Source organism: Rhodococcus pseudokoreensis, from assembly GCF_017068395.1.
Taxonomy (GTDB): Bacteria; Actinomycetota; Actinomycetes; order Mycobacteriales; family Mycobacteriaceae; genus Rhodococcus_F; species Rhodococcus_F pseudokoreensis.
On sequence record NZ_CP070619.1, the window covers coordinates 6,717,977 to 6,736,773 of the forward strand.

At 70.2% G+C, this 18,797-nt stretch carries 18 protein-coding genes; 10 read left to right on the plus strand and 8 right to left on the minus strand.

The features are described from left to right. Window positions 1–14 precede the first annotated feature (14 nt). Genes JWS13_RS35855 through JWS13_RS35865 form a run of 3 tightly spaced genes read left to right on the plus strand, consistent with a single transcriptional unit; the run spans window position 15 to window position 2,539 of the window. Complete coding sequence (locus JWS13_RS35855; RefSeq protein WP_206010097.1) at window positions 15–1,112, plus strand: LLM class flavin-dependent oxidoreductase; 1,098 nt, start codon at window positions 15–17, stop codon at window positions 1,110–1,112. Beyond that, window positions 1,096–1,542 carry a MarR family winged helix-turn-helix transcriptional regulator gene (locus tag JWS13_RS35860; RefSeq protein ID WP_206010098.1) on the plus strand — a complete coding sequence of 149 codons (447 nt, stop codon included), beginning with the start codon at window positions 1,096–1,098 and terminating at the stop codon, window positions 1,540–1,542. The genes JWS13_RS35855 and JWS13_RS35860 overlap by 17 nt, the downstream gene beginning before the upstream one ends. A 19-nt stretch (window positions 1,543–1,561) precedes the next feature. Further along, complete coding sequence (locus tag JWS13_RS35865; RefSeq protein ID WP_206010099.1) at window positions 1,562–2,539, plus strand: pirin family protein; 978 nt, start codon at window positions 1,562–1,564, stop codon at window positions 2,537–2,539. A 15-nt stretch (window positions 2,540–2,554) separates the two neighbouring features. Here the strand turns inward: JWS13_RS35865 and JWS13_RS35870 are convergent, their stop codons facing one another. Genes JWS13_RS35870 through JWS13_RS35880 form a run of 3 tightly spaced genes read right to left on the minus strand, consistent with a single transcriptional unit; the run spans window position 2,555 to window position 4,527 of the window. Continuing rightward, window positions 2,555–3,499, minus strand: coding sequence for a serine/threonine dehydratase (locus JWS13_RS35870; protein WP_206010100.1), 945 nt, complete (start codon window positions 3,497–3,499; stop codon window positions 2,555–2,557). Window positions 3,500–3,530: 31 nt separating this feature from the next. Beyond that, window positions 3,531–3,959: a PaaI family thioesterase gene (locus JWS13_RS35875; protein ID WP_072940095.1), complete on the minus strand. Its 429-nt coding sequence runs from the start codon at window positions 3,957–3,959 to the stop codon at window positions 3,531–3,533. A 4-nt stretch (window positions 3,960–3,963) separates the two neighbouring features. Next, window positions 3,964–4,527 carry a TetR/AcrR family transcriptional regulator gene (locus JWS13_RS35880; RefSeq protein WP_087557067.1) on the minus strand — a complete coding sequence of 188 codons (564 nt, stop codon included), beginning with the start codon at window positions 4,525–4,527 and terminating at the stop codon, window positions 3,964–3,966. Between the two features lie 89 nt (window positions 4,528–4,616). Between JWS13_RS35880 and JWS13_RS35885 the strand changes: the two genes are divergently transcribed. After that, window positions 4,617–5,819, plus strand: coding sequence for an adenylate/guanylate cyclase domain-containing protein (locus tag JWS13_RS35885; RefSeq protein ID WP_206010101.1), 1,203 nt, complete (start codon window positions 4,617–4,619; stop codon window positions 5,817–5,819). Window positions 5,820–5,902: 83 nt separating this feature from the next. Beyond that, the gene (locus JWS13_RS35890; RefSeq protein ID WP_206010102.1) at window positions 5,903–6,208 is read left to right on the plus strand and encodes a hypothetical protein; all 306 of its coding nucleotides are present in this window, start codon (window positions 5,903–5,905) and stop codon (window positions 6,206–6,208) included. Window positions 6,209–6,213: 5 nt separating this feature from the next. Here the strand turns inward: JWS13_RS35890 and JWS13_RS35895 are convergent, their stop codons facing one another. Then, the gene (locus JWS13_RS35895) at window positions 6,214–6,774 is read right to left on the minus strand and encodes a TetR/AcrR family transcriptional regulator (RefSeq protein WP_206010103.1); all 561 of its coding nucleotides are present in this window, start codon (window positions 6,772–6,774) and stop codon (window positions 6,214–6,216) included. Window positions 6,775–6,879: 105 nt separating this feature from the next. Between JWS13_RS35895 and JWS13_RS35900 the strand changes: the two genes are divergently transcribed. After that, window positions 6,880–8,322, plus strand: a complete 1,443-nt coding sequence (locus tag JWS13_RS35900; protein ID WP_206010104.1) for an FAD-dependent oxidoreductase — start codon at window positions 6,880–6,882, stop codon at window positions 8,320–8,322. Here JWS13_RS35900 and pepN read toward each other — a convergent pair. The 4 genes from pepN to JWS13_RS35920 are packed head-to-tail and all read right to left on the minus strand — an operon-like array spanning window position 8,312 to window position 13,446. Then, window positions 8,312–10,822, minus strand: coding sequence for an aminopeptidase N (gene pepN / locus JWS13_RS35905; protein ID WP_206010105.1), 2,511 nt, complete (start codon window positions 10,820–10,822; stop codon window positions 8,312–8,314). The genes JWS13_RS35900 and pepN overlap by 11 nt on opposite strands. A 37-nt stretch (window positions 10,823–10,859) precedes the next feature. Continuing rightward, window positions 10,860–11,714, minus strand: coding sequence for an EamA family transporter (locus JWS13_RS35910; RefSeq protein WP_206010106.1), 855 nt, complete (start codon window positions 11,712–11,714; stop codon window positions 10,860–10,862). Window positions 11,715–11,733: 19 nt separating this feature from the next. Then, window positions 11,734–12,534, minus strand: coding sequence for a crotonase/enoyl-CoA hydratase family protein (locus tag JWS13_RS35915; RefSeq protein ID WP_206010107.1), 801 nt, complete (start codon window positions 12,532–12,534; stop codon window positions 11,734–11,736). Window positions 12,535–12,591: 57 nt separating this feature from the next. Further along, the gene (locus JWS13_RS35920; RefSeq protein WP_259375281.1) at window positions 12,592–13,446 is read right to left on the minus strand and encodes an SDR family oxidoreductase; all 855 of its coding nucleotides are present in this window, start codon (window positions 13,444–13,446) and stop codon (window positions 12,592–12,594) included. Window positions 13,447–13,537: 91 nt separating this feature from the next. Between JWS13_RS35920 and JWS13_RS35925 the strand changes: the two genes are divergently transcribed. The 4 genes from JWS13_RS35925 to JWS13_RS35940 are packed head-to-tail and all read left to right on the plus strand — an operon-like array spanning window position 13,538 to window position 18,772. Continuing rightward, window positions 13,538–14,329: a TIGR03084 family metal-binding protein gene (locus tag JWS13_RS35925; RefSeq protein WP_206010108.1), complete on the plus strand. Its 792-nt coding sequence runs from the start codon at window positions 13,538–13,540 to the stop codon at window positions 14,327–14,329. Further along, window positions 14,326–16,032 (plus strand): acyclic terpene utilization AtuA family protein, encoded by a 1,707-nt coding sequence (locus JWS13_RS35930; RefSeq protein WP_206010109.1) that lies wholly within the window; start codon window positions 14,326–14,328, stop codon window positions 16,030–16,032. The genes JWS13_RS35925 and JWS13_RS35930 overlap by 4 nt, the downstream gene beginning before the upstream one ends. After that, window positions 16,029–17,177 carry an acyl-CoA dehydrogenase family protein gene (locus JWS13_RS35935; RefSeq protein WP_206010110.1) on the plus strand — a complete coding sequence of 383 codons (1,149 nt, stop codon included), beginning with the start codon at window positions 16,029–16,031 and terminating at the stop codon, window positions 17,175–17,177. Before JWS13_RS35930 ends, JWS13_RS35935 begins: the two co-directional genes overlap by 4 nt. Beyond that, the gene (locus JWS13_RS35940) at window positions 17,174–18,772 is read left to right on the plus strand and encodes an acyl-CoA carboxylase subunit beta (protein WP_206010111.1); all 1,599 of its coding nucleotides are present in this window, start codon (window positions 17,174–17,176) and stop codon (window positions 18,770–18,772) included. Before JWS13_RS35935 ends, JWS13_RS35940 begins: the two co-directional genes overlap by 4 nt. Window positions 18,773–18,797 lie beyond the last annotated feature (25 nt).

The window sequence follows — 18,797 nt, forward strand, 5'->3', positions numbered from 1 at the left end:
CGAGAGGAACAGCTATGCAGTTCGGAATCTTCACCGTCGGCGACGTCACGGCCGATCCCACCACCGGCCGCACCCCCACCGAGCACGAGCGCATCGAGGCGATGACGACCATCGCCAAGCACGCCGAGGACGTCGGGCTCGACGTGTTCGCCACCGGCGAGCACCACAACCCGCCGTTCGTCCCGTCGTCACCCACCACCATGCTGGGCTACCTCGCCGCGCAGACCGAGAAGATCATCCTGTCCACGTCCACGACGCTGATCACCACCAACGACCCGGTGAAGATCGCCGAGGACTACGCGATGCTGCAGCACCTCGCGGACGGCCGGGTGGATCTGATGATGGGCCGCGGCAACACGGCGCCCGTCTACCCGTGGTTCGGCCAGGACATCCGGCAGGGCATCCCGCTGGCGCTCGAGCACTACCGGCTGCTCCGCAGGCTGTGGGACGAGGACGTCGTGGACTGGGAGGGCCAGTTCCGCACCCCGCTGCAGGGATTCACGTCCACACCGCGCCCGCTCGACGGCATCCCGCCGTTCGTCTGGCACGGGTCGATCCGAAGCCCGGAGATCGCCGAGATCGCGGCATTCCACGGCGACGGCTTCTTCGCCAACAACATCTTCTGGCCCAAGGAGCACTACATCGCCCTGATCAACCTCTACCGTGAGCGGTACGAGCACTACGGCCACGGCCGCGCGGACCAGGCGATCGTCGGGCTGGGCGGGCAGGTGTTCATGCGCCGCAACGCCAAGGACGCCGTCGACGAATTCCGGCCCTACTTCGACAACGCCCCGGTCTACGGCCACGGGCCGAGCCTCGAGGACTTCACCGACCAGACCCCGTTGACCGTCGGCACCCCGGAGCAGGTGATCGAGAAGACCCTGACGTTCGCCGACTTCTTCGGCGACTACCAGCGGCAGTTGTTCCTCGTCGACCACGCGGGACTTCCGCTGAAGACGGTGCTCGAGCAGCTGGATCTGCTCGGCGGCGAGGTCGTGCCCGTGCTGCGCAGGGAGTTCGCCGCCCGCAGGCCTACCGGGGTGCCGGACAACCCGCCGACGCACGTGTCGTTGAAGTCCGATCGGGAGCCGGTCGATGCCGCCCGTCAGTAGGACCGAACGGGCGGCCGGGGCGTGGGAGGCGCTGTTCCGCGCGCAGGTCGCGGTGATGCGGAACCTCGCGGCCGACGACGTGTGGGACGAGCTGAGCATGCGCGAGTACGACGTGCTGTTCACGCTCGGCCGGGCACCCGCCCACCGGCTGCGCCTGCACGACCTGAATCGGGAGATCCTGCTCAGCCAGCCGTCGCTGAGCAGGCTCGTCGAGCGGCTGGCCGGCTCCGGGTACGTCACCAGGGAGGGCGATCCCGGCGACCGCCGCGGGACCGTCGTCGCTCTGACCGCGGAGGGTGCGCGGGTGCAGAAGTCCGTCGGACGCAGGCACGCGGCGAGCATCCGGCGGCACGTCGGCCCGGCACTGTCCGAGGACGAACTCGACACGCTCACCGAACTCTGCGCGAAACTGCGCGGCGCACAGGACTGACGAAAGGCACTATGGAGCAGTGAGCAATCTGGAGACGAACACGGTGGAAGAGCGGTGCGAATCGCACCCCGACGGCGGCGGCATCCAGGTGCTCGGCGCGCGCGAGGTCCCGCTCGGCGGCCCCCGCGCGATGCCGGTCCGGCGCACCCTCCCGCAGCGCGACCGTTCGCTGATCGGAGCCTGGTGCTTCGCCGACCACTACGGTCCGGACGACGTCGCGACGACGGGCGGGATGAACGTCCCGCCGCACCCGCACACGGGACTGCAGACGGTGAGCTGGCTGTTCACCGGCGAGATCGAACACCGCGACAGCATCGGCTCGCACGCGATGGTGCGTCCTGGTGAGGTCAACCTGATGACCGCGGGGCGAGGGATTGCGCACTCCGAGGTCTCGACACCGCAGACGCGGATCCTGCACGGCGCACAACTGTGGGTGGCGTTGCCGGCGTCGGCGCAGGACGCGGAGCCGGCCTTCGAGACGTACGCGCCCGACCCGGTAGTCCGGGGCGGGGCAACCGTGCGGGTGTTCCTCGGAAGCACGGTGGGCTCCACGTCACCGGTGCGGACGTTCACGCCGCTGCTCGGTGCGGAAATCCTGCTGGAGCCCGGTGCGGACGTCACCCTCGACATCGAGCGCGGCTTCGAGGTCGGGGTGCTCGTGGACGAGGGCGAGGTGCAGCTGCGCGGGACCACGCTGAAGTGGGCGGAACTCGGCTATCAGCCGCCCGGCGAGGCGCTGGTGGCGCTGCGCAACACCGGCGGAACCCGGGCGCGGCTGCTGGTGCTCGGCGGCGAGCCGCTCGGCGAGCAGGTGATCATGTGGTGGAACTTCCTCGGCCGCAGCCACGAGGACATCGTCGGCTACCGCCGCGAGTGGCAGTCCGAACTCCGGGGCGCGGCACCCGCCGACCCCCGGTTCGGCACGGTCGAGGGCTACGACGGCGATCCACTGCCCGCCCCCGAACTGCCGAACAGCCGCCTGAAACCGCGCGGCTGACGGGCCCCGGCCGGATCAGTAACTGGTGAGCGACGTGTTGGCGCCGCACAGCACCACACAGAGCGGCTTGTCGCCGGTGGGGCGGAGCTGTCCGGTGACGATCGCGGCGAGCGCCGCTGCGGTGCCGTGTTCGACGACGATCCGGAACTCCTCCCACAGCAGCGTTCGCGCGTCGATCAGGGAGTCGTCGTCGACGATCAGGCTGGAGACGGGCCGCGACCGGACCGTCTCCCAGGCGATGGACCCGATCCGGGTGGCGCCGAGGGAATCGCCGGCGATGCTGTCGATGTCGATGTCCGCGGGTTGCCGGGCGGCGACCGCCGAGTGCAGCGTCGCCGCTCCGCTCGGCTCCACGCCGAAGATGCTGTCGTCGTCACCGCTGCCGGCGATGACACCGGACAGCAGTCCGCCGCCGCCGACGGCGATCACGTAGGACAGCGGCTCGGCGACGTCGTCCTGGATCTCGAGTGCGATGGTGCCGGCCCCGGCGACGATGTCGGGGAGATCGTAGGCGTGCAGGGCGAGGGCGTTCGCGGACGCCGCGAGTTCCTTCGCGTACTCGGCCGCCTCGGCGTACCGGTCGCCGACCTTGCGTACGTCCGCGCCGAGCGCGATCAACTTGTCGATCTTGACGTCGGGTGCCGTGACGGGGACGACCACGGTGCACTTCACACCCCGGAGCCGCGACGCCCAGGCCGCTCCGATGGCGGCGTTCCCGCCGGACGCGATGACGACGCCTGCGTCGTCGAGGCGTCCGTCCTCCTCGGCGTGCAGCAGCGCGTTGAGACTGCCCCGCACCTTGAACGAGCCGCCGTACTGCAGGAATTCGAGTTTGAAGATCACCGGCACGGCGCCGTGGACGGTGGGCACGGTGGTGCGGAATGTGGGTGTCCTGCGGATCAGGCCGGTGATACGCTCACGCGCCCTGTCCACGGATGCGCGATCGATGGTGTCAGCCATGGTCTCATCGTTTCATCCCGTGCGTCCGCGGCTACCGCGGCTGCTTGACCGTCGCCGTGCCCTGGGCGGCGGCGCACAGTACCTCCGAGCCGTCCTCCTGCACCGCGTAGATGTCGCACCGGCACAGCGCCTGGCGGCGAGTGGACGCGTCGGCCCGGGCGTCCGCCCGGAGTAGCACACCCTGGGCAGGCCGGAGGTAGGTGATCGTGAAGCCCGCGGTCATGATGTTCGCGCCGAGGACCGTGCCCGCGGCGAACGTCAGGGCATTGTCGGCGGCGTACGACAAAACACCGCCGTGCACGAAGCCGTTCTGTTGCCGCAGTTCGTCCCGGACGGGGATCTCGAGGGTGGTGCCGCCCTCGCCGAACTGCGTCATCCGTGCGCCGACGAGCACGCTGAACGGCTGGGCCTCCAGCACGGCCTGTGCGGTGTCGGCGGTGAGTGCGACGTCGACTGTCATCCCTCTACTCCTGGTTCCGTAGCGAGTCCCACGCGGCGCGTGCCAGTTCGGGCGCGACCGCGGTGGGATCGGTGGTCATGGCGCCCGCGAGCCATTGGCGTGAGTACTCCTGAGCCGGGCCGAGCCACAACGCGTAGAGCACGTCGAAGTCGAACCGGCGGACCGTTCCGTAGTGTTCGTGGACCCGCCACCAGTGGGTGACGTCGCGGAAGAACGCCGCATTGGTGGTGTCGGCCCGCTCGTCGAGGCCCGGCGGGCGGGGCGCGGCGAGGATGGTGGCCCGCTGTGGGTTGCCGGACACCCAGTGCAGGTGGCGGACGACGGCACCTTCCACCCCGGACCGGGCATCGGCGCATTCCGCGAGTGCGGCCCGGAATCCGCCCTGGTAGTCGGCGAGCGCCCGCAACCAGACCTGCAGGTACAGCTCTTCCTTGTTCGGGAAGTGGTGGTAGACGGCTCCCACGCTGACCCCGGCCTCCTGCCGAATGTCCGCCAACCGGGTGCCGAGGACGCCGCGGCGGGCGAAATGGCCCTCCGCCACGTCCAGCAACAGACTTTGAATCGGCACATACCGAATATAGTTCGGTCCGGGTCGCGGGGACAGTGAGTTCGGAGGATTACGGCGAAGGGCGACCCCGTTCCTGGGACGATGAGGACGTGCGCACTCCGCGACAGTCCCGACGGATCACGCCCCGGACGGGACGCCTGGTGTCCCCTCCGACCCGCCCGCTGCGACGCCCCGGTCCGCCGCCGTCGCTACTCCACGAGTTCGAGCGCGCCGGCCTCCTCGACGGGCTCAGCGGGCCGGACCGGTCCGCTCGCATGGGGGTGCTGAACACCCTGATCGAGGACGGGGCGTCGATCGACGATCTCCGCGGCGCCGCGCGGGGCGATCGCCTCGCACACCTGCTGCTCGACCACGCGCTGTCGCCGAAAGGCCGGTACAGCATCGACGACATCGCCCGGAAGGTGGGCGTGACCGTCGACGACGCCCGGCGTTGGTTCCGGGCCATCGGCCGGGGTGCGTCGGCGGACGGCACGTTCTACGACGACGGCGACCTCGACCTCGCGCGCGGACTCGAGCAGTACCGGGACCTGGGGCTCGACGAGAGCGCCATCTTCGCGGCCGCCCGGGTCCTCGGCCGCAACCTCTGGACGGTCGCCGGCGCCGCGGACTCGCTCCTGCAGGAGCGGCTCGAGGCGACGCGCGAGCACCCCGAGGTGGCCCTGCGGTACGCGGTGGAGATGCGTCGCATCGTGGATTTCGAGGCGCAGATCCTGGCTCATCTCATCGCCACCGCTCTGCGCCATCAACTGCGGTCCGATGCGGTGGGGATCGCGGGCGACTCGAACCTAACGGTGCGGGGAGCGCAGGAGGTCGGGGTCTGTTTCGCGGACCTCGTCGGATTCACGCTGCTCGGGGAGCAGGCGGAGCCCGCCGATCTGGGCAGGGTGGCCGAGCGCCTCGACCGGGTGGCCACCGATCTGGTGTCGCCGCCGGTGCGTCTGGTGAAGACGATCGGCGACGCCGTCATGATGGTCTCGCCCGATCCCAACGCGCTGGCGCACGTCGCGCTCGACCTCGTGCAGGCCGCGCGCGCCGAGGGGCTTCCGCAGTTGCGGGCCGGGATCGCCTGGGGCACGGCGGTACCGAGCGCAGGCGACTGGTTCGGCAGGCCGGTCGCCATGGCCGGTCGCGTCGTCACGGTCGCGCCGTCCCAGGAGGTGGTCGTGACGGGGGAGTTCTACGACGAACTGGACAGCGACGAGTTCTGGGGCGAACCGGCGGGCAGTCACCGGCTCGAGGGGATCGAGGCCCCCCAGAAGCTTTTCGGGATCGGCCGCCGCTCGGTGGCCTGACCGGCGCGCCACCGGAAAACGTGTCGTACCCTCGCGATACGGTCATGGCACAGCTCACAGAAGCACATCGAGCGAGGCGCAACATGACTGGCGATTCGGGCGCAGACTGGCATTTCTACGCGGTGGTGGAGACCGCGGTGGACGGCGGTCACACGCTCGCCGCGTTCGGGCCGAGGCCGACGGCGCTCGACGCCCTCCGGCTGGCCGTGCATTCGGTCAACCACACCGCGTATTCGGTTCTCGAACAGGGGATCGCGGGCGATCCGCGGGCCGACGCGAGCGTGGTCGAGCGGTTGCCGATCACGTCGTTCACCATCCGGCGGCACCGCCGCAGCACGAGTGAACTCGACGACCGCTGGATGCTGAACGGCGGCAGGCATCACCGGTAGGGCGGCTACTGCGGTTCCGTGGTGAGGTAGTACTCGAGCACGGGCCCGACCCACCGCATCAGCTGTTCGTGCGTCATGTCCGCGAGGGGCGGCACCCGAAGTATGTAGCGGGAGAAGGCGAGTCCGAGGACCTGCGACCCGACGAGGGCCGCGCGCTCGTCGGGGTGATCGGCCGCGACCGCTGCGAGTGCGGGCGCCACCTGGCGGGCGAAGACCTGCAACATCGCCTCGGCGGCCCGCGGGCTGCTGGCCGCGGCGCGGAGCAGGGGGAGGAACGCGCCGTCGTTCTCCCATACCGCGAAGAAGCGCGGCATGAGGACGGTCGCGAGTTCCTGTGCGGGAACGTCGTGGAGGTCGGGGAGGTGCAGTTCGAATTCGGCGGCCTCGGCGAACAGTGATTCCTTGTTGGTGAAGTACCGGACGACGAGTGCGGGGTCGACGCCGACGTCCGACGCGACGGCGCGCATCGTCGTGCGTTCGTAGCCGTTCGTGCCGAACCGGGCGCGGGCCGCGTCGAGGATCGCGGCGCGGGTGGCGACGGCGGAGCGGGCGCGGCGTTCGGGCATTCCCGAAGTGTAGTCAACAACTGTTGACCTGGCGCCGGGATGGGTCTACCGTCGAAGTCAACAGTTGTTGACTTGCTGGGAATCTCTCGATCGGAGGCGGGCGTCATGAAGCACATCGACGTGGTGGTGATCGGCGCGGGACCCACCGGTTGCATGCTCGCGGCCGAGTTGGCGACGGCGGGCCGATCCGTGACGGTGCTCGACAAACGCGCCGCGCCGTCGACCCTCAGCCGCGCATTCGGCGTCCACGCCCGCACTCTCGAACTGCTCGACGCCCGCGGACTCGCCGACCGTCTCGTGGCCACCGGCGCCCCCTCGCCGGGCCTGAAACTGTGGCGCGGCGCAGCGCTGAACCTCGGGCGCCTACGGTCCCGCTTCCCGTACGTCCTCGTCACCCCGCAGCAGAACGTCGACGCCCTCCTCGAGGCGCACGCCCGGGAGCGCGGCGCCGACTTCGTCCGGGGATTCACCGTCACCGGGGTGGAGCAGGACGGGGACGGCGTCCGCGTTCACGGCCACGACGGTTCGGGACGCGCCGGCACGTTCCACGCGGCGTATGCGGTCGGTGCGGACGGCGCGCACAGCGTGGTGCGGACGTTGATCGGGCAGCCGTTCCCGGGCAAGGCCGTGCTGCGGTCGATCATGCTCGCCGACGTCGAACTCGAGGACCCGCCGGACAACCTCGTCACCGTCAACGCCGTCCGCGACGGATTCGCCTTCATCGCGCCGTACGGCGACAACCTGTTTCGCGTGATCGCCTGGAACCGCGGGCATCAGGTGGACGACAGCGCCCCCGTGGACCGGGAGGAACTGCGCAGCACCATCCGGATCGCGATGGGCACGGACTACGGACTCGGCGACGTGCGGTGGCAGTCGCGATTTCACAGCGACGAACGGCAGGTCCCGCAGTACCGGACGGGCCGGGTGTTCCTCGCAGGCGACGCCGCCCACGTGCATTCACCGGCAGGCGGCCAGGGGATGAACACCGGTATTCAGGACGCGATGAATCTCGGCTGGAAACTCGCGGCCGTCCTCGGCGGCGCGGACGACGCGGTGCTCGACACCTACCACTCCGAACGGCACCCGGTGGGGCGGATGGTGCTGCGGTCGAGCGGTGCCACGATGCGCATGATGACCGTGCGGCCGTGGATTCTGCGGAAGCTCCGGAACGGAACGGTGGCAGCGTTTCTCGGATTCCCGCCGGTCGGCGACGCGGTGGCGCGGATGTTCTCGGGCATCGGGATCGGCTACGGCCACGACGCCGGCGAGAGCGCGCTGGTGGGCCGGCGCGCCGAAGACCTGCCCACCGACGCCGGCCGACTGTACGAGGTGCTGCGCTCGGGCGGGTTCGTCCTGGTCACCGAGCCGGGGGCGCCCGTTCCCGACGGCATTCACGCGGTGGCCCGGACCGCGGACGGACTCGCACTGCTCGTCCGTCCCGACGGGTACGTCGCGTGGGCGGGCGACAGTAGGTCGGGACTGTGGCGCGGCGCCCTGGACCGCTGGACCGCGCGCACCGCGGTCGGGGCCGGGCCGGTCAGCCCGTGACGTCCGGCCGGCTGTTGAACGCCTGCGCCCGCAGGTCCCGCGCGAGATGATCCCGCTGCTCGAGCACCAGCCGGTTCAGCGCGGCGGGCGCGTCGGCGTTGGCGTCCCGCCATCCGTCGGCGGCGTCGAGGCTCGTGTCGGCGGGGAACAGCCCGACCACGATCCGCCGCGCGATCTCGATGCTGCGCGTCTCCCACACCGAGCGGATCGTCGCGAAGTAGTCGGCGGCGTATCCCGCGACGAGGTCGTGCCGGGCGCCTGAACGGAACCCGGCGATGATCGCGCCGAGGTGGTCGTTGGACAGGGTGCGGTCGTGGAAGATCGCGTCCCACGCCTTCGCCTTCACGTCCGGGTCCGGTCGCGAGTACGTCGCCCGCAGGTACGCGGTGCGGCCGGAACCGGTGTCGTCGCGGCGCAGTTCACCGTCGAGGTCCGCCATGTCGGCGTGCCCGGTGGCGGCGAGCGCGCCCCTCAGCGCCCACCGCAGGTCCGGGTCGAGCGACAACCCGGCCGGCGCCTTCCCGTCGGTGTCGAGCATCGACCGGATGTCGTCCGCGCGACTGTCGTCCACCTCGGCGGCGGCCGCCACCGCGCGTGCCCAGGCGAGTTGGCTCCCCGACGCCGGCGGGGCGTCCCACAACGCACCCCATGCATGGTCGAGCCACTCGCGGCGCGCGGCGCCGCGCGCGGTCTCGGGCAGGTAGTGCTCGATCGCGTACGGGGCGTTGGCCAGCACGGACGTGAGCAGCGTCAGGTGAGGCTCCGCCGCGGAGAACCGCTGGGCCATCGACAGGTACCGCTGTGCGCCGAGTTCGCTGTCGCGGGTCGTGTTCCACAGCGACGACCAGATCAGGCCGCGGGTCAGCGGGTCCCGCACCCGGTCGAGGGACTGCTCGACGGTGCTCAGCGATCGTTCGTCCAGCCGCACCTTCGCGTACGTCAGGTCGGCGTCGTTGAGCACCACCAGCGGTGCCTCGTCGACGTCGATCGGGGTGCGGGCGTCCGCGAGGTCGACCTCGATCCGCTGCACGCACACCAGGTCGCCGGCCGGGTCGAAGTCATAGCGGCCCACGCCGAGCCGGTGTGGGCGCGGATCGGTCTGCACGATCGCGGCGCGACCGTCGGCGTCCCGCTCCAGGCTCAGCGCGGACACCCCGGTGGTTTGCAACCAGGCGCGCGCCCAGCTCGTCAGGTCCCGGCCCGACGTGGCCGACAGTTCCGTCAGCAGATCCGTGAGGGTGGTGTTCCCGAACGCGTGGGCGCGGAAGTAGCGGCGCGCCCCTTCGAAGAACGCCTCCCGCCCGGCGTACGCGACGAGTTGCTTGAGGACGCTGGCGCCCTTCGCGTACGTGATGCCGTCGAAGTTCAGTTTCGCGGCCTCGAGGTCCACGATGTCCGCGACGATCGGATGCGTCGTCGGCAACTGGTCCTGCAGGTACGCCCACGCCTTGCGGCGGTTGGCGAAGGCCACCCACGCGTCGGTCCACCGGGTGGCCTCCGCGTTCGCCAGTGCGCCCATGTAGTCGGCGAACGATTCCTTGAGCCACAGGTCGTCCCACCACACCATCGTGACGAGGTCGCCGAACCACATGTGGGCCATCTCGTGCAGGATCGTGTTCGCGCGACCCTCGTACTGGGACTCGGTGGCGGCGCCGCGGAACACGTACGCCTCGGTGAACGTCACGCAGCCCGGGTTCTCCATGGCGCCGAGGTTGTACTCGGGGACGAACACCTGGTCGTACTTGCCGAACGGGTACGGGTAGTCGAAGCCCTCGGCGAAGAACCCCAGCCCCTGCCGGGTGATCTCGAAGATCGTGTCGGCGTCGAGGTACTGCGCGAGCGACGCCCGGCAGAGGACGCCCAGCGGGATCGTGAGGTCGCCGCCGCTCCACTCCGAGTCCACCCGGTGGTACGGCCCGGCCACGATCGCGGTGATGTACGTGGAGATCGGCAGGGTCGGCTCGAACGTGACGACCTGCCCGCCTGCGGTGTCGCCCCGCTCCGCGACCTGCTGGTTGGAGATCACCTCCCACTCCTGCGGTGCGGTGACGACGAACGTGAACGGCGCCTTCAGGTCCGGCTGCTCGAAGCAGGCGAACACCCGCCGCGCGTCCGCCGGTTCGTACTGCGTGTAGAGGTACGTCCGGTCGTCGGCCGGGTCGAGGAACCGGTGCAGTCCCTCGCCGGACCGGCTGTACTCGCCCCGGGCGGCCACGGTCACGACGTTCGACTCCCGCAGCCCGGTCAACGCGATGCGGGCGCCGTCGTAGTCGACGGGCATGCTCGCGCCGTTGACGGTCACCGATTCCACCCCGGCCCCGAGGAAGTCGAGCCAGGTCGTGGACGTGTTCGCGGTGAACTCGACGGTGGTCGTAGTCGCGAACGTCCCGACCTCCGGATCGACGGCGCCGAGGACGTCCAGTTCCACTCGATAGCCGAGAACCTCGATCGCGCGGGAACGTTCGGCGGTTTCGGCTCGGGTCAGGTTCGCGGTGCTCACGGGTCGATCCTGCCAGCCGGGCCCGTTGTCCGTGCCGCTACCGGTTGCTCAGCACGGATCCGACGCCCGCCGCGACGACGAGCGCGATCGCGGCCAGCGACTGCAGTCCGAGGACCTGCCCGAGCACGATCACCCCGGCGAGGGTCGCGGCCGCCGGTTCCAGCGCGATGAGAACGGCGAAGACTTTCTTGCTCATCACCTGCAGCGCCCGCAGTTCGAGCGAGTACGGAATCACCGAGGACAGCAGGGCCACCGCCGCGCCGACGGCCAGGATCCGGGGGTCGAACAGTGCGGTGCCGCCCGATACCGCGCCGAGTGGAATCGTCAGCGCCGCGGCGACGATGCTCGCCCCGGCCAGGCCGTCCGCGCTGGGTACCCTCGCGGCGAGGTGGGAGCCGGCGACGATGTAGCCGGCCCAGGCCGTACCGGCGACGAGTGCGAACCCCACCCCCACGAGGTCGAGGGACTCGGAGCCCGAGTTCTCGCGCAGACCGAGCAGGACCACGCCGGTCAGCGCCGCGAGCACCCACACGCCGTCCTGCAGTCGCCGCGACAGCACGGCGGCGAGGGTGAGCGGACCCAGGAATTCGATGGTGACCGCGGTGCCGAGCGGGAGCCGCGCGAGGGCCTCGTAGAACGCCGAGTTCATCACGGCGAGTGCCAGTCCGAGTGCGAGAACACCCTGCCGCTGTGTGCGTGTCCACCGTCGCCACCGCGGTCGCACGATCACCCCGAGGATGATCGCCGCGATCGTGAGGCGCAGGGACACGGCGCCGCCTGCGCCCACCGCGTCGAACAGGGTGCTCGCGAACGCGGCGCCGAATTGGACGGACAGCACCGATCCGAGGACCGAGACGACGGGGAGGAGTTGACTGCGCGGCTCGGCTGTCACGGGTGTGCGCTGCCCTCGGTCACCGGCCGGTGAAGTCCGGAGTGCGGCGGTCGAGCATCGCGCCGACGGCCTCGTGATGGTCCGCGGTGTGGTGGGCGAGCGACTGCATGGCGGCCGACAGTTCGAGGAGGCTTTCGAGGCTCTGGTGGCGGCCCTCGCGCAGCAGTTTCTTGGTCATCCGCAGCACCTGCGGCGGGTTGACCGCCACCCGGTCGGCGAGCGCCCGGGCCGCGTCGAGAAGTTCCCCGGGTTCGACGACCTGCGAGACCAGTCCCCATTCGAGGGCCTTCGCCGCGTCGATCGCGTCGCCGGTGAACGCCATCTCGCTGGCCCGCGCCATCCCCACGACCTGCGGAAGGAACCAGGCACCGCCGTCGCCGGGAACCAGTCCGACCTTGACGAAACTTTCGGCGAACACGGCGGCCGTCGAGGCGATCCGCATGTCGCACATCAGCGTCAGGTCGCAGCCGGCGCCGATCGCGGGTCCGTTGACGGCGGCGATGGTCGGCACCTCACAGTGGTAGAGGGCGAGCGGGATCCGCTGGATGCCGTGCCGGTAGCCCTGACGCAGGTCGGCGGGGGAGCCGCCGAACATTCCCGCGCGGTCGCGCATGTGCTTGACGTTGCCGCCGGAGGAGAACGCCGAACCGGCACCGGTGACGATCGCGGCGCGCACGCTGGGATCATTGTTGACGTCGGCCACCGCATTCTCGAGCGCCTCGATCACGTCCGGCTCGGAGATGGGATTGCGGGCCTCCGGGCGGTTGAGCGTCCAGGTGACGATGTCGCCTTCGCGGGTGGTGAGCACGGCGTCGGTCATGGACGACTCCCTCGGGTGTGAGCGCGGATTCGAGACCGTCCCAGTCTGTCATTGCGCTCAGATGCCGGTGCGCCGCACCAGTGCGTCGGTGGCGGCCGGCGCGAACGTGCCGAGCAGCCGGAACAGTTCTGCGTAAGTGGGGAGCAATTCGATCGGCCGGGTGCGGACGGCCGTGACGAACCATTCCGCCGCCTGTTCGGGAGTCAGTGCCGCCATCGCGTCGTAGTCCGTGGTGGGCGCGATCATCGGCGTCCGGACCAACGGAAAGTCGAGGGTGGTCACCGAGATCCCGCGGCCCCGCAGTTCGGCGCCGAGGCTCCGGCCGAACGCGCCGACGGCCGCCTTGGACGCGTGGTAGGCGGAGAACTTGGGCATGACCCCGGCCGGCACACCCCACGTCGCGACGTTGATGACGTGCCCCTCGCCGCGCTCGAGCATCGACGGGAGCAACTTCAGGGTCAGCCGCGTCGAGCCGAAGTAGTTGACGGCCATGGTGCGTTCGAAGTCGTGGAAGCGGTCCAGCGAGTCCTCGACGGTCCGCCGGATCGACCGTCCCGCGTTGTTGATCAGAACGTCCACGGGTCCGATCTCCCCGAGCACCCGCGCGACGAGGGCGTCGACGGACTCCGGATCCGTGAGGTCGCACGGGACGGCGTGGGCATCGCACCCCGATCGCAGGATGTCGTCGCGCACCGACTCGAGGGCGTCGGAGCTGCGGGCGACGAGGACGACCTCCGCGCCGAGCGTCGCGAGCCGGCGGGCGGCCGCTTCGCCGACCCCCGAGGAACCGCCCGTGACGAGGATCCGCTTTCCGGCGACGGTGTGGCCGGTTCCCGGGACCAGTCGCGCTGCCAGGGTGCGCGGGGTGGGGAGTGGGTTGAGCGCGGCCTGGGTGAGCATCTGTCGGATCACGTGACCAGGATGTCAGCTCGCCGAGCGGACCGCAGCCGAATAACAATCAATCGTGCTTGCTTTTTTATCGGGTCGGTGTGATGCTGGTCGCATGGCTGAACTGCAGAGGTTCATCGATGATCTGTGCGCCGAGAGCGACTCGCTGGATGCACTCGTCGCCGACCTCCCCGACACCCGCTGGGCCGATCCGACACCGGCCGAGGGCTGGACCATCGCTCACCAGATCGGGCATCTGCTGTGGACCGACGAGGCCGCCCTCCTCGCGATCACCGACCCCGACGGCTTCACCGCACAACTGACGGTGGCCGCCGCGAACCCCGGGGGATTCGTCGACGCCGGCGCGGCCGAACACGCCCGGCGCCCGCCCGCGGAACTCCTCGACGCGTGGCGTTCCGCCCGGACCCGGCTCGCGGAGGCACTCCTGGCGGTGCCGCCCGGGCAGAAGATCCTCTGGTACGGCCCGCCGATGAAGGCGGCATCGATGGCCACCGCCCGGCTGATGGAAACCTGGGCGCACGGCCAGGACGTCGCCGACGCACTCGCGGTGCCCCGCAAACCCACCGAACGGTTGAAGAGCATCGCGCACCTGGGCGTCCGCACCCGCGACTTCGCCTACGCCGTCAACGAACTCGCCCCGCCGGCCGAGGAATTCCGCGTCGAGCTCACCGCCCCCGACGGAGTGTCCGTCTGGACGTGGGGTCCGGAGGACGCCGCGCAGAAGGTCACCGGACCCGCGGAAGACTTCTGCCTCCTCGTCACCCAGCGCGCGAACCGTGCCGACCTCGCCCTCGAGGCCACCGGCGCGGACGCCGACGCGTGGCTGAACATCGCGCAGGCCTTCGCGGGCCCGGCCGGCGGCGGCCGTGAGGCGGGAACGCGATGACCGTGCGGATCGGCAACTGCTCCGGTTTCTACGGCGACCGCCTGTCGGCGATGCGCGAGATGCTCGAGGGCGGCGAACTCGACTACCTGACCGGCGACTACCTCGCCGAACTGACCATGCTGATCCTCGGCCGCGATCGCATGAAGGACCCGAACCGCGGCTACGCCAAGACGTTTCTCCGGCAGGCGGAGGACTGCCTCGGGCTCGCCCTGGACCGCGGTGTCCGCATCGTCGCCAACGCGGGCGGACTCAACCCGGCCGGGCTCGCGGACGCGCTGCGGGAGGTGAACGACAAGCTGGGGCTGCAGGCGAAGATCGCCCACGTCGAAGGTGACGACCTGATCGGCAGGGCAGCCGAACTGGGGCTGGGCAGCCCGCTCACCGCCAACGCCTACCTCGGCGCGTGGGGCATCGTTCGCTGCCTGGACGCCGGCGCCGACGTGGTCGTCACCGGACGGGTCACCGACGCGTCCGTGATAGTGGGCCCGGCGGCCGCGCACTTCGGCTGGCAGCGGGACGATTTCGATCAGCTCGCCGGCGCCGTGGTCGCGGGCCACGTCATCGAGTGTGGCACCCAGGCGACGGGCGGCAACTACGCGTTCTTCACCGAGATCGACGACCTCGACCGCCCCGGGTTCCCGATCGCGGAGATCGAGTCGGACGGATCGTCCGTCATCACCAAGCATCCCGGCACGGGCGGCGCCGTCACCGTCGGCACCGTCACCGCGCAGTTGCTGTACGAGATCACCGGTGGCCGGTACGCCGGACCCGACGTGACCGCGCGGATCGACACCGCAGCATTGTCGCAGGACGGCCCGGACCGGGTCCGGATCAGCGGCGTCACCGGGGAGGCGCCGCCGCCGCAGCTCAAGGTGTCACTGAACACTCTCGCCGGCTTCCGCAACGAGGCCGTGTTCGTGCTCACCGGCCTCGACATCGAGGCCAAGGCGGCACTGGTGAAGCGGCAACTCGAAGGCTGGCTGCCCACCCGGCCCGCCGAGCTCGACTGGTCGCTCGCCCGCACCGACCACCCGGACGCCGACACCGAGGAGGCGGCCAGCGCACTGCTGCGCTGCGTGGTCCGGGACGCCGACGCCAACGCGGTCGGTCGCGGATTCTCCTCGGTCGCAGTCGAAATGGCGCTCGCGAGCTACCCCGGATTCACACTGACGGCGCCGCCCGGTCAGGGGCAGCCCTACGGCGTGTTCACCCCCGGCTACGTGTACGCCAAGGAGGTGCCGCACGTCGCGGTGCTGCCGGACGGCACCCGCGTCGACATCGAACCCGCCACCGACGTCCGGGAACTCGCGGACATCGACGAGCCCGCGCTCCCGGAGCCGCGGGCCGCGGAACCCACGGTCCGGGTCGCGCTCGGCACCATCGCCGGGGCGCGCAGCGGCGACAAGGGCGGCAACGCGAACGTCGGCGTGTGGGTGCGCACCGACGAGCAGTGGCGATGGCTGGTCCACGCGCTGACCGTCGACGAACTGAAGCGCCTGCTCCCGGAGGCCGCCGATCTCACCGTCACGAGGTACGTGCTGCCGCAACTGCGCGCCGTCAACTTCGTGATCGAGGGAATCCTCGGGCAGGGCGTCGCGTCCCAGGCCCGGTTCGACCCGCAGGCCAAGGGACTCGGCGAATGGCTCAGATCCCGGTACCTCGACATACCGAAAGCACTCCTCCCCGAAGGGACAACGTTGTGAGCGTGTGGGACACACCGGAGCGGCAGCAGCTGCGCAAGACGGTGCGCAGCTTCGTCGAACGACAGATACTGCCCAACCTGGACGAGTGGGAGCGCGACGGCCAACTGCCCCGCACGCTCCACCGTGAGGCTGCCGAACTGGGACTGCTCGGCGCAGGCTTCCCCGAATCCGTCGGCGGCGAGGGCGGCGACCTCGTCGACGCGGTTCTGATCTGCGAGGAATTCCACCAGGCGGGTGCGTCGGGCGGCGTGTTCGCTTCGCTGTTCACGTCGGGAATCGCGCTGCCTCACCTCGCCGCCGCGGGCGACCCCGAGCAGATCGAGAAGTGGGTCCGCCCCACCCTGCGCGGCGAGCTCATCGGCTCGCTCGCCATCACCGAACCCGGCGGCGGTTCCGACGTCGGGCACCTGCGGACCACCGCGGTCCGCGACGGCGACCACTTCGTCGTCAACGGGTCCAAGACGTTCATCACGTCCGCCGTCCGCGCCGACTTCGTCGTCACCGCCGTGCGCACCGGCGGCCCCGGCGCGTCCGGGGTCTCCCTGCTCGTGATCGAGAAGGGCACAACCGGATTCGAGGTGGCGCGCAAACTCGACAAGATGGGCTGGCGCGCGTCCGACACGGCCGAACTGTCGTTCGCCGACGCACGGGTGCCCGCGGCCAACCTGGTCGGCGAGGAGAACAGCGGGTTCGCGCAGATCGCGCAGGCGTTCCTCACCGAGCGCATCGCCCTCGCCGCGCAGGCCTATGCGAGCGCGCAGCGGTGCCTCGACCTCACGCTGGCGTGGGTGCGCGACCGGGAGACGTTCGGCCGCGCGCTGATCAGCAGGCAGTCGGTGCAGAACACGGTCACCGAGATGGCCCGCAAAACGGACGTGGCCCGCGTCTACACGAGGGCACTGGTGGAGCGTTCGCTCGTGTCGAACGAGGACTTCATCGCCGAGGTCTGTTTCGCGAAGAACACTGCCGTCGAGGCAGGCGAATGGGTGGCCAACCAGGCGGTCCAGCTGTTCGGCGGACTCGGCTACATGCGCGAGAGCGAAGTGGAACGGCAGTACCGCGACATGCGCATCCTCGGGATCGGCGGCGGCACCACCGAGATCCTGACGGGGCTCGCGGCCAAGCGATTGGGGTATCAGTCATGACCACGTTGAAATCCGCTCTGGACACCGGTTCGGAGGAGTATGCGGCGGCGGCCCGGACCATGACGGAGAAGCTTGCCGAGATCGAGACCGAGCACGCCAAGGCGCTCGCGGGCGGCGGCGAGAAGTACACCGAGCGGCACAAGAAGCGCGGCAAACTCCTCGCCAGGGAGCGGATCGAACTGCTCCTCGACCCGGATTCGCCGTTCCTCGAACTGTGCCCGCTCGCGGCGTGGGGCAGCGACTTCCCGGTCGGCGCCAGCACCGTGGTGGGCATCGGGGTCGTGGAAGGCGTCGAATGCCTGATCGTCGCCAACGACCCGACGGTCCGCGGCGGTACCAGCAACCCGTGGACGCTGCGGAAGGGATTCCGCGCCAACGACATCGCCCGGCAGAACCGGCTCCCCGTCATCTCCCTCGTGGAATCCGGCGGCGCCGACCTTCCCACGCAGAAGGAAGTGTTCATTCCCGGTGGGCGCATGTTCCGCGATCTCACCCAGCTGTCCGCGGCGGGCATCCCGACCATCGCCCTCGTCTTCGGCAACTCGACGGCCGGCGGCGCGTACATCCCCGGCATGTCCGACCACGTCGTCATGATCAAGGAACGGTCCAAGGTGTTCCTCGCCGGGCCGCCGCTCGTCAAGATGGCCACCGGTGAGGAATCCGACGACGAAACCCTCGGCGGCGCCGAGATGCACGCCCGCAAGTCCGGTCTCGCCGACTACTTCGCCGTCGACGAGCAGGACGCCATCCGGATCGGGCGCAGTATCGTCAAACGCCTGAACTGGAAGAAACAGGGCCCGGCGCCCCGGGCGGAGGTCATCGAACCGCTCGCGGATCCCGAGGAACTCCTCGGCATCGTCCCCGCCGACCTCAAGATCCCGTTCGACCCCCGCGAGGTCATCGCCCGCATCGTCGACGGCTCCGACTTCGACGAGTTCAAGCCGATGTACGGATCGTCCCTCGTCACCGGCTGGGCCGAACTGCACGGATATCCGGTGGGCATCCTTGCCAACGCGCGCGGCGTGCTGTTCAGCGAGGAATCGCAGAAGGCCACCCAGTTCATCCAGCTGGCCAACCGCTCGAGCACCCCACTGCTGTTCCTGCACAACACGACCGGCTACATGGTCGGCAAGGAGTACGAGGAAGGCGGGATGATCAAGCACGGGTCGATGATGATCAACGCCGTCTCCAACTCCACCGTCCCGCACATCTCGATCCTGCTCGGCGCGTCGTACGGCGCCGGCCACTACGGCATGTGCGGACGCGCGTTCGACCCCCGATTCCTGCTCGCCTGGCCCAGCTCCAAGTCCGCCGTCATGGGCGGCGCGCAGTTGGCCGGTGTCATCTCCATCGTCAGCCGGGCCTCCGCCGAGGCGCGGGGGCAGGCGTTCGACGAAGAAGCCGACGCCGGGATGCGCGCGATGATCGAGAACCAGATCGAGGCCGAATCGGTGCCGATGTTCCTGTCCGGTCGCCTCTACGACGACGGCGTCATCGACCCGCGCGACACCCGCACCGTGGTGGGAATGTGCCTGTCGGCCATTGCCAACGCCCCGATCGAAGGCGCCGAGAACTTCGGCGTCTTCCGGATGTGAGGCACTGATGACCGACCCCGTCGCT